Annotated in this window: 13 protein-coding genes; 8 read left to right on the top strand and 5 right to left on the bottom strand. The window is 67.0% G+C overall.

What is annotated here, in order from left to right; genetic code table 11:
- Positions 1–40 precede the first annotated feature (40 nt).
- The 5 genes from selO (at position 41) to HMPREF3014_RS30845 (ending at position 5495) form a co-directional block, all read left to right on the top strand.
- The gene (gene selO / locus HMPREF3014_RS30865) at positions 41–1501 is read left to right on the top strand and encodes a protein adenylyltransferase SelO (protein ID WP_023087867.1); all 1461 of its coding nucleotides are present in this window, start codon (positions 41–43) and stop codon (positions 1499–1501) included.
- Positions 1502–1651: 150 nt separating this feature from the next.
- Positions 1652–2626: a sulfite exporter TauE/SafE family protein gene (locus HMPREF3014_RS30860; RefSeq protein ID WP_003103681.1), complete on the top strand. Its 975-nt coding sequence runs from the start codon at positions 1652–1654 to the stop codon at positions 2624–2626.
- 120 nt (positions 2627–2746) lie between these two features.
- Positions 2747–4024 carry a bifunctional O-acetylhomoserine aminocarboxypropyltransferase/cysteine synthase gene (locus HMPREF3014_RS30855; protein ID WP_003125609.1) on the top strand — a complete coding sequence of 426 codons (1278 nt, stop codon included), beginning with the start codon at positions 2747–2749 and terminating at the stop codon, positions 4022–4024.
- A gap of 90 nt (positions 4025–4114) precedes the next feature.
- Positions 4115–4567 carry a YiiD C-terminal domain-containing protein gene (locus HMPREF3014_RS30850; protein ID WP_003116142.1) on the top strand — a complete coding sequence of 151 codons (453 nt, stop codon included), beginning with the start codon at positions 4115–4117 and terminating at the stop codon, positions 4565–4567.
- A 112-nt stretch (positions 4568–4679) separates the two neighbouring features.
- Positions 4680–5495, top strand: coding sequence for a universal stress protein (locus HMPREF3014_RS30845; protein WP_023087868.1), 816 nt, complete (start codon positions 4680–4682; stop codon positions 5493–5495).
- A 21-nt stretch (positions 5496–5516) separates the two neighbouring features.
- On the opposite strand, the gene HMPREF3014_RS30840 is transcribed toward HMPREF3014_RS30845, so the two are convergent.
- Positions 5517–6284: a ParA family protein gene (locus tag HMPREF3014_RS30840; RefSeq protein WP_003103688.1), complete on the bottom strand. Its 768-nt coding sequence runs from the start codon at positions 6282–6284 to the stop codon at positions 5517–5519.
- 90 nt (positions 6285–6374) lie between these two features.
- The gene (locus tag HMPREF3014_RS30835) at positions 6375–7280 is read right to left on the bottom strand and encodes a LysR family transcriptional regulator (protein WP_003095817.1); all 906 of its coding nucleotides are present in this window, start codon (positions 7278–7280) and stop codon (positions 6375–6377) included.
- A gap of 174 nt (positions 7281–7454) precedes the next feature.
- Here HMPREF3014_RS30835 and HMPREF3014_RS30830 point away from each other — a divergent pair, with 174 nt between their 5' ends.
- A complete protein-coding gene (locus HMPREF3014_RS30830; protein ID WP_023087869.1) occupies positions 7455–8771 on the top strand; it encodes an MFS transporter in 1317 nt (438 codons plus the stop codon).
- 27 nt (positions 8772–8798) lie between these two features.
- Here the strand turns inward: HMPREF3014_RS30830 and HMPREF3014_RS30825 are convergent, their stop codons facing one another.
- Positions 8799–9728: an oxidoreductase gene (locus HMPREF3014_RS30825; RefSeq protein WP_003123611.1), complete on the bottom strand. Its 930-nt coding sequence runs from the start codon at positions 9726–9728 to the stop codon at positions 8799–8801.
- A gap of 111 nt (positions 9729–9839) precedes the next feature.
- Here HMPREF3014_RS30825 and HMPREF3014_RS30820 point away from each other — a divergent pair, with 111 nt between their 5' ends.
- The gene (locus tag HMPREF3014_RS30820; RefSeq protein WP_003121195.1) at positions 9840–10913 is read left to right on the top strand and encodes an AraC family transcriptional regulator; all 1074 of its coding nucleotides are present in this window, start codon (positions 9840–9842) and stop codon (positions 10911–10913) included.
- A 73-nt stretch (positions 10914–10986) separates the two neighbouring features.
- Positions 10987–11967, top strand: coding sequence for a PA5033 family protein (locus tag HMPREF3014_RS30815; protein WP_023087870.1), 981 nt, complete (start codon positions 10987–10989; stop codon positions 11965–11967).
- Positions 11968–12087: 120 nt separating this feature from the next.
- Here the strand turns inward: HMPREF3014_RS30815 and hemE are convergent, their stop codons facing one another.
- A complete protein-coding gene (gene hemE / locus HMPREF3014_RS30810) occupies positions 12088–13155 on the bottom strand; it encodes a uroporphyrinogen decarboxylase (RefSeq protein ID WP_019486037.1) in 1068 nt (355 codons plus the stop codon).
- A 176-nt stretch (positions 13156–13331) separates the two neighbouring features.
- Entirely contained in the window at positions 13332–14765 is a 1434-nt protein-coding gene (locus HMPREF3014_RS30805) for an FAD-dependent oxidoreductase (protein WP_003095829.1), read from the bottom strand.
- Between the last annotated feature and the right edge of the window lie 2 nt (positions 14766–14767).

Raw genomic sequence — 14767 nt, 5'->3', positions numbered from 1 at the left:
AATTCCCAGCACAATGCTCGGGAATTGCCGGAGGCCTCTCTTGAAATCACTCGACGACCTCGACTTCGACAACCGCTTCGCCCGCCTGGGCGACGCCTTCTCCACCGAAGTCCTGCCCGCCCCCATCGCCGAGCCGCGCCTGGTGGTAGCCAGCCCCGCCGCCCTGGCGCTGCTCGACCTGCCAGCGGAAACCAGCGACGAAGCGCTGTTCGCCGAACTGTTCGGCGGGCACAAGCTGTGGTCGGAAGCCGAGCCGCGGGCGATGGTGTATTCCGGCCACCAATTCGGCTCCTATAACCCGCGCCTGGGCGACGGCCGCGGCCTGCTGCTCGGCGAGGTGATCAACCAGGCCGGCGAGCACTGGGACCTGCACCTCAAGGGCGCCGGCCAGACCCCCTACTCGCGGATGGGCGACGGGCGCGCCGTGCTGCGCTCGTCGATCCGCGAGTTCCTCGCCTCCGAAGCCCTTCCGGCACTGGGCATTCCCAGCAGCCGGGCGCTCTGCGTGATCGGTTCGAGCACGCCGGTCTGGCGCGAAAAGAAGGAAAGAGCGGCGACGCTGCTGCGCCTGGCGCCCAGCCACGTGCGCTTCGGTCACTTCGAATACTTCTACTACACCCGCCAGCACGACCAGTTGAAACAGTTGGCGGCGTTCGTTCTGGAACACCACTTCGCCGACTGCAACGCAGCCGAGCGGCCATACGCGGCGATGTTCCGCCAGGTCGTCGAGCGCAACGCCGAACTCATCGCCCGCTGGCAGGCCTATGGCTTCTGCCACGGGGTGATGAACACCGACAACATGTCGATCCTCGGCATTACCTTCGACTACGGGCCCTACGCCTTCCTCGACGATTTCGACGCCAATCACATCTGCAATCACTCCGACGACGCCGGCCGCTACTCCTTCAGCAACCAGGTACCGATCGCCCATTGGAACCTGGCCGCCCTGGCCCAGGCGCTGACGCCACTGGTGGAAGTGGACGAACTGCGCGCCAGCCTCGACCTGTTCCTGCCCCTCTACCAGGCCCACTACCTCGACCTGATGCGCCGGCGCCTGGGCCTGGGCGTCGCCGCGGAGAACGACCAGGCCCTGGTCCAGGAACTGTTGCAGCGCATGCAGGGCAGCGCGGTGGATTACTCGCTGTTCTTCCGCCGACTCGGCGAAGAAACTCCGGAGCGGGCGCTGGCCAGCCTGCGCGACGACTTCGTCGACCGCGAGGCCTTCGACCGCTGGGCCGAGGCCTACCGCCGGCGCGTCGAGGAAGAAGGCGGAGACCAGGAGTCGCGGCGCCGGCGCATGCACGCGGTCAATCCGCTCTATGTGCTGCGCAACTACCTGGCACAGCAAGCCATCGAAGCGGCCGAGCAGGGCGACTACACGGAAGTCCGCTTGCTGCACCAGGTACTGAGTCGCCCGTTCGAGGAACAGCCGGGCATGGGGCGCTTCACTCGGCGCCCGCCGGACTGGGGGCGGCACCTGGAAATCAGTTGCTCCTCCTGACGGGATGCCCTGACAGAACGGCGGCCGATAATGCCGCAATGGAATAAATACCTTCGGAAAACTTCTTAGACGCACTAAGAAAAGCCGATTATCTTCGCCGCCACACTTATTCCAGCCTGTTCTACCACCTCCTGTCAGGCGCCTTGCCGCATGAAGATACGCGACCTCGATCTCAGCCAGAGTTCGATCAACACCGAACACCAGGCGCTAGGTCTGCCTCCTGTCGAAGATTTCGTCACCCATCCGGACGACCACCCGGTACTGCGCGCCGCCATGTGGGCGGCGGTGCTGATCCTGGTCGGCCTGCTCGCCTTCCTGGCCTGGCGCCTGTTCTTCGACAACGGCGGCAGCAGCGGCTTCGAGATCATCGAGCAGGCCCTGACCAGCCGAGGTTTCTGGAGCGCGGTGGCGGTGGGCTTCTTCGCCCAGGTGATCGACGGTGCGCTGGGCATGGCCTACGGCATTACTGCCACCACCTTCCTGCTCAGCGCTGGCGCCACGCCGGCCGCCGCCAGCGCCAGCGTGCACATCGCCGAAGTGTTCACCACCGGCTTTTCCGGGATTTCCCACGTCAAGCTCGGCAACGTCAACAAGTCACTCTTCCTCCGCCTGCTGCTGCCGGGAATGATCGGCGCGGTGCTCGGCGCCGTGCTGATCACCCGCTTCGACGGCCACCAGCTCAAGCCCTTCATCTCCGCCTACCTGCTGCTGATGGGCCTGTACATCCTGAGCAAGGCCTACCGCCACGTGATCAAGCGCCGGGCACCGCGCCACGTGGCCAAGCTGGCACTCTTCGGCGGCTTCGTCGATGCCGCCGGCGGCGGCGGCTGGGGCCCGGTGGTCACCAGCAGCCTGATCGGCTCGGGTAGCGACCCGCGCACCACCATCGGCTCGGTGAACTTCGCCGAGTTCTTCCTGACCATCGCCAGCGCCACCTCCTTCATCCTCCTCGCCGGCCAGCCGGACACCTGGAAGATGGTCGCCGGACTGGTCTTCGGCGGCCTGTTCGCCGCGCCGTTCGCCGCCCTGCTGTGCAAGAAGCTTTCGCCGCGCACCCTGCTGGTCATCGTCGGCACCCTGATCACCCTGATCAGCGCCTACAACATCTACATCGGCCTGCGCTGACAGGCATAAGCGGCGAACACAACGGTCTAACCAGGCACGCTTTTCCTTGCCCGGGCGCATTGACCCGCCCGGCGCGCTTTCCCATGCTGCGTCCTTCCAATCTGCCCGAAGGAACGCTGCATGAAACTGGAAACCCTGGCCGTCCACGCCGGCTACAGCCCTGACCCGTCCACCCGCGCGGTGGCGGTGCCGATCTACCAGACCACCTCCTACGCTTTCGACGACACCCAGCATGGCGCCGACCTGTTCGACCTGAAGGTACCGGGCAACATCTACACACGGATCATGAACCCCACCAACGATGTACTGGAACAGCGCGTCGCGGCGCTGGAAGGCGGGGTCGGGGCGCTGGCGGTGGCCTCGGGGATGGCGGCCATCACCTACGCGATCCAGACCGTCGCCGAAGCCGGCGACAACATCGTCTCGGTGGCCAAGCTCTACGGCGGCACCTACAACCTGCTGGCCCACACCCTGCCACGCATCGGCATCCAGGCGCGCTTCGCCGCCCACGACGACATCGCCGCCCTGGAAGCGCTGATCGACGAGCGGACCAAGGCCGTGTTCTGCGAAACCATCGGCAACCCGGCGGGCAACATCATCGACCTGCAGGCACTGGCCGACGCCGCTCACCGCCACGGCGTACCGCTGATCGTCGACAACACGGTAGCCACCCCGGTGCTCTGCCGGCCGTTCGAGCACGGTGCCGACATCATCGTGCACTCGCTGACCAAGTACATGGGCGGCCACGGCACCAGCATCGGCGGGATCGTGGTCGACTCCGGCAAATTCGACTGGGCGGCGAACAAGTCGCGCTTCCCGCTGCTGAACACGCCCGATCCGTCCTACCACGGCGTCACCTACACCGAGGCCTTCGGACCCGCCGCCTTCATCGGCCGCTGCCGGGTGGTACCGCTGCGCAACATGGGCGCGGCGCTCTCGCCGTTCAACGCCTTCCTCATCCTCCAAGGCCTGGAGACCCTGGCGCTGCGCATGGAGCGCCACTGCGACAACGCCCTCGCCGTAGCCCGCTACCTGCAACAACATCCGCAGGTGGCCTGGGTGAAATACGCCGGCCTCGCCGACAACCCCGAGCACGCCCTGGCCCGGCGCTACCTGGGGGGCCGCCCGGCGGCGATCCTGTCCTTCGGCATCCAGGGCGGCAGCGCCGCCGGCGCGCGCTTCATCGACGCCTTGAAGCTGGTGGTGCGGCTGGTCAACATCGGCGACGCCAAGTCCCTGGCCTGCCACCCGGCGAGCACCACCCACCGCCAGTTGAACGCAGAGGAACTGGCCCGCGCCGGAGTCTCCGACGACATGGTGCGGCTGTCGATCGGCATCGAGCACATCGACGACATCCTCGCCGACCTCGACCAGGCCCTGGCCGCCGCCGCACGCTGAGCGGATCGGTCAGTCCGGGCGAGCGTTTCGGTCCTTGCCCGGCCTGGCCGGCCGGCTAGTCTGGCTGGGATCCCCGACATGGAGAGCGCCATGCCACTGCCCACCGAACTCGCCAGGCACCTGACCGAAGAAAAGATCGCCTTCGTCCAGCGCAGCGGACTCAGGGCGGAAGTCCTCGAACCCGGCTACGTGCGCCTGCGCATGCCGGGCGCCGGCAACGAGAACCACATCGGCAGCATGTACGCCGGGGCGCTCTTCACCCTCGCCGAAATTCCCGGTGGCGCGCTGTTCCTGACCAGCTTCGACAGCGCCCGCTTCTATCCCATCGTCAAGGAGATGACCTTGCGCTTCCGCCGCCCGGCCAAGGGCGACATACGCGTCGAGGCACGCCTGGATGCCGAGCGCATCCGCCAACTGGAAACCGAGGCTGGAGAGCGCGGCAAGGCCGAATACAGCCTCGAACTGCAACTCACCGACGAGCAGGGGGAGGTGGTGGCGGAAAGCACCGCGCTGTACCAGCTACGCAGCCACGCGCGGCCCTGACTGGCAGATTTCGCAGGGCCCGGCGAAGGTTTTTTCTGCCATGGATCAAGGTCCGTAGCGAGCTGCGGCGCGACAGTGGAGAAGCCAGCGTAGCCATCCCACGGAGTCCGCCATGATCCGCCACCTCCTGGTCGCCCACGACCTCACCCCGGAAGCCGACGTCGCCCTCGCCCGCGCCGCCCAACTGGCCCGCCAGCACGATGCGCGGGTCAGCCTGCTGCACGTGTACGACCCGGGGCTATCGGCGTCAGCGGTGAAGACCGTCAGCGCCATGCTGCAGCTCAAGCGCAAGGAGGCCGGCCTCGACGAGGACAGCGCCATCCACCTGTTCAGGGGCCAGCCGGTCGACGGCATCCTGCAGCAGACCCGGGCGCTCGAACCGGACCTGTTGCTGATGGGCGCACACCACCAGAAGACCTTCGAACGCTTCGGCAACACCACTCTCGACCAGGTGGTGCGGCGCAGCCGGGTGCCGGTGCTGCTCGCCGTGCGCGAGGCGGACGAACCCTACCGCCAGGCGCTCAGCGCCCTGGACTTTTCCCAGTGCGCCTGTACCGCGCTGCGCCAGGCCTACCGCCTGCTGCCGGTGGAAGCCGACCTGCACGCCCTGCACGTGTTCGAGTCTCCCGACGACAGCGTGCTCGGCCTGCCCAGGCAGAATGCCGCGCACCTGGCCACCCAGGCCGGGCTGATCGAACAATTGCTGAGCGACGAGCAGGAGCGCCTGCCGGGCGTCGGGCCGCAGCTGAGCCACGAAGTGGTTCCCGGCGTGCTGCCGTACAGCCTGGACGCCGCGTTGAAGCAGCGCCAGCCGGAGCTGCTCGCCCTCGGCCGGCACAGCCGCAACGCGCTGATGCAGGCGCTGCTCGGCAACCTGGCGCAACGTTACCTGCGCCAGCCGAGCTGTGACGTCCTGGTTACCTCGTAGAAGCGCTGCCGCAGAGGCTGCTCAGCTTTCGAGCAGCCCGTGCAACTCGACGAACTGCTGGGTCAACTTGTGCCGCGGTTCGAGGAAGATCAGCGGGGTGCAAGCCTGGTGCGACTCGCGCATCTTCACCGAGCTCATCAGGTACACCGGCAGCACCGGCAGTTCCTCCGCCACCAGCTCGTCGAGCAGTTGCTGCGGCAGGCTGGCGCGCGGCTGGAACTGGTTGACCACGATGCCCTCGACCTGCAGGTCTTCGTTGTGGTCGTCGCGCAGTTCCTCGATCTCCTGGAGAAGGCCATACAGCGCCTGGCGGGAGAAGCTGTCGCAATCGAAGGGGATCAGGCAGCGATCGGCAGCGATCAGCGCAGATACCGTGTAGAAATTCAGTGCCGGCGGGGTATCCAGGTAGATCCGGTCGTAGTCTTCGTCCAGTTCGTCCAGCAATTTGCGCAGCTTGTTGATCTTGTGCTTCGACTCCAGCTTCGGCTGCAGGTCGGCCAGTTCGGGGCTGGAGGTGACGATGTGCAGGTTGTCGAACGGCGTCTCGTAGATCTCGACCCTGCCCTTCTTGCTGAAGGGCCCGGAAGACAAGGTCTGCTTGAAGAAGTCGGCGATCCCCACCGGCAGGTCCTCGCCGGTCAGTCCGGTCAGGTAGTGCGTGGAGTTGGCCTGGGCGTCCAGGTCCACCAGCAGGGTGCGATAGCCCTCCGCCGCGCTGACCGCCGCCAGGTTGCAGGCGATGCTGGACTTGCCTACCCCGCCTTTCTGATTGAACACCACGCGCCGCATGGGAAATCTCCGTGAGCCGAGCCTGATCCCGGATGATAGGCAAAGCCGCGGGCAAGCGCGAGCGCCGTCTCGGTCCTGACGTAGAGCGGTTCAGCGCCGGCGCAGGCTGGCCGCCTCACGGGTCACCAGGTCGATGAAGGACAGCGCCAGCGGCGAGCCCTCGTTCTGCCGACGGACCAGCCATACCGCAGTCGTCGCCTCGGGATCGCTCAGGGTGCGGTAGACCACGCCGTCGACCCGGGTGCGGCGGAACGACGCCGGCAGGATCGACACCCCCAGTCCGGCCGAGACCAGGCCGATGATGGTCATCGCCTCGCTGGCCTCCTGGGCGATGCGCGGGCTGAAGCCGGCCTGTCGGGTCAGGGCGATGACCTGGTCGTAGAGCCCGGTGCCGTAGCTGCGCGGGAAGAACACGAAGGGCTCCTCGGCCAGGGCGGCGATGGCCAGGCCATCCTCGCTGCCGGCCGCCAGCGGATGGTCGGCCCGCAGCACCGCCACCAGCGGTTCGCGGAACAACTCCACCCAATGCACCGCATCCGGCAGCGCCAGCGGGCGGATCACGCCCACCTGCAGGCTTTCCTCGAGCAGCGCCTTGAGTACCTGGCGGCTGCTCATTTCCTGCAGGTCGAGGTGTACGTCCGGATAGGCCTTGCGGAAGGCATGGATGCTGCTGGGTATGGTCGAGGTGAAGGGTGCCGAGGAAGTGAAACCGATCTTCAGCTCGCCCAGTTCCCCCAGGTGGGCCCGACGCGCCAGCAGCACCGCCTTGTCTACCTGGGCCAGCACCTGGCGGGACTCGTCGAGGAACAGCCGGCCGGCGTCGGTGAGTTCGACGCGGCGGTTGGTGCGCTCGAACAGGCGCGCACCGATTTCCTCCTCCAGCGCCTGGATCTGCTGGCTCAACGGCGGCTGGGAGATCCCCAGGCGCTCGGCGGCGCGGCCGAAGTGCAGCTCCTCGGCGACGGCGATGAAATAGCGCAGGTGCCTGAGTTCCACGCGGCCCTCCAATTAGGTCTTTTTACATATCAATCGTGTCGATCAATATATTGGAAATCATATAAACCTATCTATATCCTTTGCCACATAACCTCCAACAACGACCCCTTGTCCCTGAAATCCAGGTGGCGCGGCCTCGTTGTGCCTGCTCGCCACCGTCCCCAGAGGTGCCCCGTGAGCAATCCGCAAGTCCGGCCACAGGCCGAAGAAGAACCCGCGTTAATCGAGGCGGCCCGCGAAGCAGCCAACGAGGTGCTGGAAGCCGCCACCGAAGTCGAACGCTATATCGAAAAAGGCACCCCGCAGTTCATGCGCACCTCCCTGGCGCTGTTCTCCGGCGGTTTCGCCACCTTTGCCCTGCTCTACTGCATCCAGCCGATGATGCCGGTGCTGTCCAAGGCGTTTTCCATCAGCGCCGCGGAAAGCAGCCTGGCATTGTCCGTCGCCACCGCCATGCTCGCCCTTGGCCTGCTGGTCACCGGCCCGATCTCCGACGCGATCGGTCGCAAGCCGGTGATGGTCGTCTCGCTGCTGGCCGCCGCGCTGTTCACCCTCGGCAGCGCGGTGATGCCCACCTGGCATGGCGTGCTGCTGATGCGCGCGCTGGTCGGGCTGTCCTTGAGCGGCCTGGCCGCGGTGGCGATGACCTATCTCAGCGAAGAGATCCATCCGCAGCACATCGGCCTGTCGATGGGCCTGTACATCGGCGGCAACGCCATCGGCGGGATGAGCGGACGCCTGATCAGCGGCGTCCTGGTCGATTTCATCTCCTGGCATGCCGCACTGGCGGTCCTCGGCGGCCTGGCCCTGGTCGCCGGGCTGGTGTTCTGGCGCGTGCTGCCCGAATCGAAACACTTCCGGCCGGCACCGCTGAAGCCGGCGACCCTGCTCAACGGCTACCGCCTGCACTTCCGCGACGCCGGACTGCCCTGGCTGTTCCTGATCGGCTTCCTGCTGATGGGCAGCTTCGTCACCCTGTTCAACTACATCGGCTACCGCCTGCTGGCCGAGCCCTACCACATGAGCCAGGCGGTGGTCGGCGTGCTCTCGGTGGTTTACCTCTCGGGCATCTACAGCTCGGCCTGGGTCGGTTCGCTGGCCGACAAGCTGGGGCGACGCAAGGTGCTCTGGGCGGTCATCCTGCTGATGCTCGGCGGCCTGCTGCTGACCCTGTTCGAGCCGATCCCGCTGATGCTCGCCGGCCTGCTGCTATTCACCTTCGGCTTCTTCGGCGCGCACTCGGTGGCGAGCAGCTGGATCGGGCGCCGCGCCCTGCGCGCCAAGGGCCAGGCCTCGTCGCTCTACCTGTTCAGCTACTACGTCGGCTCGAGCCTGGCCGGCACCCTCGGCGGGGTGTTCTGGCATTACTACGGCTGGAACGGCATCGGGCTGTTCATCGGCTCGCTGCTGGTGGTCGCGGTATTGGTCTCGCTGCACCTGGCGCGCCTGCCGGCCCTGCCTGGCAACACCCTGGCGCAGGCCGCCCACTGAGTTCGAGGTGCCGGTCTCCCGGCGCCTTCACTCCGACCAGAAGCGTACTCCGGTCAGTTCCTCCGATCGCGCCCACAGCCGCGCGGCCAGCCCCAGGTCGCGCGCATTCCGCGGAATCCGCGCCGCCGCCGGATAACCGCGGGTTTCCAGCCAGCGATCCGGGCCGACATAGGCGCCGCCATACCAGCGCTGTTCGGTCAGCGCGGAAAGTGCCGGCAACGCCCCCATCTCCGCCGATTGCGCGAACGCTCCGTTGGCCACCTTCATCGCCCAGCGTCCCAGGCGCGAACCGGACATCGCCGGCGCCGCGTACTGCAGGTTGGTCGCCGCGTAGCCCGGATGCGCCGCCAGGCTCTGCAGAAGCACGCCCCGCTGGCCGGCGCGGCGCTGCAACTCCAGGCTGAACAGCAGATTGGCCTGCTTGCTGTGGCAATAGGCGAGATAGCGGTTGTAGCCGCGCTCGGCGTTGAGGTCGTCGAGCGGCAGCCGGCCGAACTGGTTGAAACCGCTGGTCATGCCCACCACCCTGGGCCGTGGAGCGGCCAGCAACGACTCCAGCAGCAGTCCCGTAAGGGCGAAGTGGCCGAGGTGATTGGTGCCCATCTGCATCTCGAAACCGTCGCGGGTACGCCGCAGGGGCAGGAACATCACTCCGGCGTTGTTGAACAAGAGATCGAGGCGTGCGTGGCGCTGACGGAAACCGGCGGCGCAGGCGCGGATCGAGGCGAGGTCGGCCAGGTCGAGATCGGCCAGCTCCAGGCGTGCCTGGGGATACTCGTCGAGGATCGCCCGCCGCGCCCGCTCCGCCTGTTCGCGATTGCGGCAGGCCATCACCACGGTCGCCCCTTTGCCGGCCAGCGTGCGCGCCGCCTGCCAACCCAGGCCGCTGTTGGCGCCGGTGACCAGCGCCAGGCGCCCGGCCAGTTGTGGAATGTTGCGTCGTGCCCAGGGATGCATCGCTCGTTCTCCGCTTGACTGCGTTGCCGGGCAGTATTGCGGCACCAGCCAATGCAGCGGCAGACGCGCTCGCGCCAGACTGCCGATCATTTCGGGCCAGGACACGCCAGCATGAGCCGCCGCACGGACTCCGACGCACCGACCATCACCGCCGCCTACCCGCGCCTGCTGCTCGGCCTGCTGGAGGAGCGCGGCCTGGACGGACGCGCGCTGCTACGGGAAATCGGTCTGTCGACGCTGCGACTGGAAGAGCCGGAAGCACGCGTCACATCGCAGCAGTACCAGGCGATCGCCGCCGCGGCGCTCGCGCTGAGCGGCGACCCCGGCCTCGGCGCACAGCTCGCCTTGCGCACGCCTCCCACCGCCCATGGCAGCCTGGGCTACGCGATGATGGCCTCGGCGACGCTCGGCGATGCCTTGTGCCTGGCGCTGCGCTACATGCCGCTGCTGCAGGGCAACGTCGAAATCAGCCTGCTGCGCGAGGACGAGCAGGTGATCCTGCGCATGCTGCCAGGCCCCGCGCTCCCGCCGGCACTGCACCGGTACTTCAGCGAAGCCCTGCTGATCGGCCTGTATCGCTCCGGCGCCTGGCTGCTCGGCGAACCGGCCCTGGTCGGCAGGCTCGACTTCGACTATCCCGAACCTGCCGTGCCTGTGCCGCTGCCGCAGTGCCGCTACGACCAGGCCCACGTCCAGCTGGTGTTCCCCGCCATCCTGCTCGCCCGCTCGCTACCGATGGCCGATCCGGCTGCGTTGCGCCGCGCCCGCGAACACTGCGAGCGCGAACTGGCGCTGCTCGATGCCGGCCGCCGGGACATCTGCGCCCGCGTGCGGCTGGAGCTGGAACGCCAGGAACAGCGCTTCCCCAACCTGGAGGAAGTAGCCGCGCGCCTGCACCTGTCCAGCCGCAGCCTCAAGCGGCATCTGCATGACGCCGGCACCAGCTTTCGCCAGTTGCTCGGTCAGGCTCGCCAGCGCCAGGCCTTGCGATTGCTGCGGCGTCCCGAGGTGTCGTTGCAGCGTATCGCCCTGTACCTGGGTTACAGCGATCCAACCAACTTCACCCGCGCCTTCAAGCGCTGGACCGGCGAGCCGCCGAGCGACACCCGCGCCCGCCTGCTGGGCGGGCAACCAGTTTCACGAACAAATGCCAAGCGCTCGACAAATCCCTCGCGTTTCCCTTGAGCGCGGCAAGCGCTGTCCTATGCTGCTGCGGCCGGCATCCGGCCGGCCTCGACAGCGATATGAAAGGGACTTTATGAAACCAGCGATCAAGCGCGCCTGCCTGCTCGGCACGGCACTGTTCTCCCTCTGCGCCAGCGCAGCCCAGGCGGCCGGCGTTCTGGTAGGAACCTGGGACCTGCGGGGCAACGGCCAGCTCGCCGCGGTCTACCGCGACGGCGCCAACCTGCAGGTGGTGGAAGGCGGCAGCACCCGCAACTACAGCTTCGGCAACGTGGTCTGGTCGGTCTTCGGCGCCACCGATACCGACGGCCAGCCCGGCGCGGAAATCCTGGTCAAGGCCGGTCCCGACCTGGTGATCGTTTCCCACGCCAGCACCACCCAGCGCAAGTACCCGGTAGGCAACGTCTCCTGGGCGATCATGCGCGCCACCGACGTCGACAACGTCGCCGGCGACGAAGTCATTCTCAGCATCGGCAACGGCGTGCGCACCGTATTCGATCGCACCCGTACGCAACGCGACGCCACCTTCAGCTACAACGGCACCTGGGGCCTGTTCGACGTCGCCGACGTGGACGGCGCGCCGGGCAAGGAACTGGTGCTGAACATGGGCAACGGCGTCAAGGTCATCGACCCGCGCACCGGTGGCGCCAAGGACTTCACCTTCAGCGGCTACCACGCGCTCGCACAGATCGCCGACCTCGACGGCCAGCCCGGCGCGGAGATCATCGGCCGCACCAGCACCGGCATCTACGTGATCAGCAACGCCACTTCCCGCAAGGAATACAGCATCGGCGCCAGCGCCTGGGCACTCTATGGCGGCACCGCGGACACCGACGGCAAGCCGGGCAACGAGCTGATCGTGGTGATGCAGGGCAAGGTGCGGGTCATCCACCACGCCAGCGGCGCCAGCAGCGACTACCGCATCGGCGACGTCAACTACAGCATCGATTCGGTGGCCGACATGGATGGCCAGCCGGGCGCGGAAATCCTCGTGCGCGACGCCAACGGCAAGCTGTTCGTGATCAACGACCGCACCGGCAAGGTAAGCAACTGAGCCGGGCGGGTTGCGTAGGGCGGGTACGCCACCGGCGCGACCCCGCCAACCAACGCGCCGGAGGGCCGTCGGCCCGCGCATGAAAAAGGGGAGCCTCGGCTCCCCTTCTTTCGTTCCGGCTCAGCCGTGGTACTGCGCCGACAGCTCGTGCACCGCCTCGAAGAAGGCGCCGGCATGGGCCGGGTCGACTTCCGGGGTAATGCCGTGGCCGAGATTGAACACATGCCCCGTACCCTTGCCGTAGGCCGCCAGGATCCGCGCGACTTCGGCGCGGATCGCCGCCGGATTGGCGTAGAGCACCGAGGGATCCATGTTGCCTTGCAGGGCTACGCGCTCACCGACACGGGCCCGGGCGCTGCCGATGTCGCAGGTCCAGTCCAGGCCCAGCGCCTCGGCGCCGACCTCGGCCATCGACTCCAGCCACAGGCCGCCTCCCTTGGTGAAGAGGATCACCGGCACCCGGCGTCCGTCGTGCTCGCGGATCAATCCATCGACGATCTTGCGCATGTAGGCCAGGGAGAACTCCTGGTAGGCCGCCGCCGACAGGCTGCCGCCCCATGAGTCGAAGATCTGCACCGCCTGGGCGCCAGCGCGAATCTGCCCGTTGAGGTAGCTGGTCACCGATTGCGCCAGCTTGTCCAGCAGAGCGTGCATGGCCTTGGGGTTGTCGTAGAGCATCGCCTTGGACTTGCGGAAGTCCTTGCTCGAGCCGCCCTCGACCATGTAGGTGGCGAGGGTCCAGGGGCTGCCGGAGAAGCCGATCAGCGGTACGCGGCCGTTCAGCTCGCGGCGGATGGTGCGCACGGCGTCCATCACATAGCCCAGGTCCTGTTCCGGATCGGGAACCGGCAGCGCCTCGATGTCGGCCAGCGACGAGACCACCTTGCGGAAGCGCGGGCCTTCGCCGGTCTCGAAATACAGGCCCTGGCCCATGGCATCGGGAATGGTAAGGATGTCGGAGAAGAGGATCGCGGCGTCCAGCTGCGGGTAACGGTCCAGCGGCTGCAGGGTCACTTCGCAGGCCAGCTCCGGGTTCATGCACAGGCTCATGAAATCGCCGGCCTTGGCACGGGTGGCACGATATTCCGGCAGGTAACGACCGGCCTGGCGCATCATCCAGACGGGGGTGACATCGACGGGCTGCTTGAGCAGGGCGCGGAGGAAGCGGTCGTTCTTCAGGGCAGTCATAACGGCATCCGATCAAAGGCTGCTGGCTTCACGCGGGCGCGTGCGGAAGGGGGTTATCCACAGGCCGGCGGGCGAAAAGGGCCGCTATTGTCGCAAAGCACAAAACAAAAGGCACGGCGGGGGCCGTGCCTTTTGTCTATCGCGGTGATTTGTCGCAGCGCCGGTGGCGCCGCGGGTCAGACGCCAAGGTAGTCGAGGATGCCTTCGGCCGCGGTACGTCCTTCGAAGATCGCCGTCACCACCAGGTCGGAACCACGGACCATGTCGCCGCCGGCGAAGATCTTCGGGTTGCTGGTCTGGTGCTTGAACTGCGCCTGCGCCGGAGCCACCACGCGGCCCTGGCTGTCGGTGGCGATCTCGAAGCGCTCGAACCACGGCGCCGGACTCGGCCGGAAGCCAAAGGCGATCAGCACGGCTTCCGCCGGGATGATCTCCTCGGAACCGGGGATCGGTTCGGGGCTGCGGCGTCCGCGGGCGTCCGGCTCGCCGAGACGGGTCTCGACCACCTTCACGCCTTCCACCCGGTCCTCGCCGACGATGGCGATGGGCTGGCGGTTGAAGAGGAACTTCACGCCCTCCTCCTTGGCGTTCTTCACTTCCTTGCGCGAGCCCGGCATGTTTTCTTCGTCACGGCGATAGGCACAGGTCACCGACTTGGCGCCCTGGCGGATCGAAGTGCGGTTGCAGTCCATCGCGGTGTCGCCGCCGCCCAGGACCACCACGCGCTTGCCCTTCATGTCGACGAAGTCCTCGGCCGACTTCTCGAAGCCGAGGTTGCGGTTCACGTTGGCGATCAGGAAGTCCAGGGCGTCGTGTACGCCCGGCAGGTCCTCGCCGGGGAAACCGCCCTTCATGTAGGTGTAGGTGCCCATCCCCATGAACACGGCATCGTACTCATCGAGCAACTGCTCCATGGTCACGTCCTTGCCGATCTCGGTGTTCAGGCGGAACTCGATGCCCATGCCGGTGAACACCTCGCGGCGACGGCTGAGGACGTGCTTCTCCAGCTTGAACTCGGGAATGCCGAAGGTCAGCAGGCCGCCGATCTCCGGGTTGCGGTCGAACACCACCGGGGTCACGCCGTTGCGCACCAGCACGTCGGCGCAGCCGAGGCCGGCCGGGCCGGCACCGATCACCGCGACGCGCCTGCCGGTCGGCTTGACCTTGGACAGGTCCGGGCGCCAGCCCATGGCGAAGGCCGTATCGGTGATGTATTTCTCCACCGAGCCGATGGTCACCGCGCCAAAGCCGTCGTTGAGGGTACAGGCACCCTCGCAGAGGCGGTCCTGCGGGCAGACCCGGCCGCAGACTTCCGGCAGGGTGTTGGTCTGGTGCGACAGTTCGGCGGCGGCCAGGATGTTGCCTTCGGAAACCAGCTTCAGCCAGTTCGGGATGAAGTTGTGCACCGGGCACTTCCACTCGCAGTAGGGGTTGCCGCAGCCCAGGCAGCGGTGGGCCTGGTCGGCGGCCTGCTGCGGCTTGAACAGGTCGTGGATCTCCACGAACTCGCGCTTGCGCTGGCGCAGCAGCTTCTTCTTCGGGTCCTTGCGCCCGACTTCGATGAACTGGAAGTCGTTGTTCAGGCGGTCGGAATTCAGACGTTCAGACATAT

The organism is Pseudomonas sp. HMSC065H01 (assembly GCF_001815235.1).
Lineage (GTDB): Bacteria > Pseudomonadota > Gammaproteobacteria > Pseudomonadales > Pseudomonadaceae > Pseudomonas > Pseudomonas aeruginosa.
Note: the sequence above shows the minus strand (reverse complement) of the source record. Positions and strands in the feature narration are given on the sequence as shown.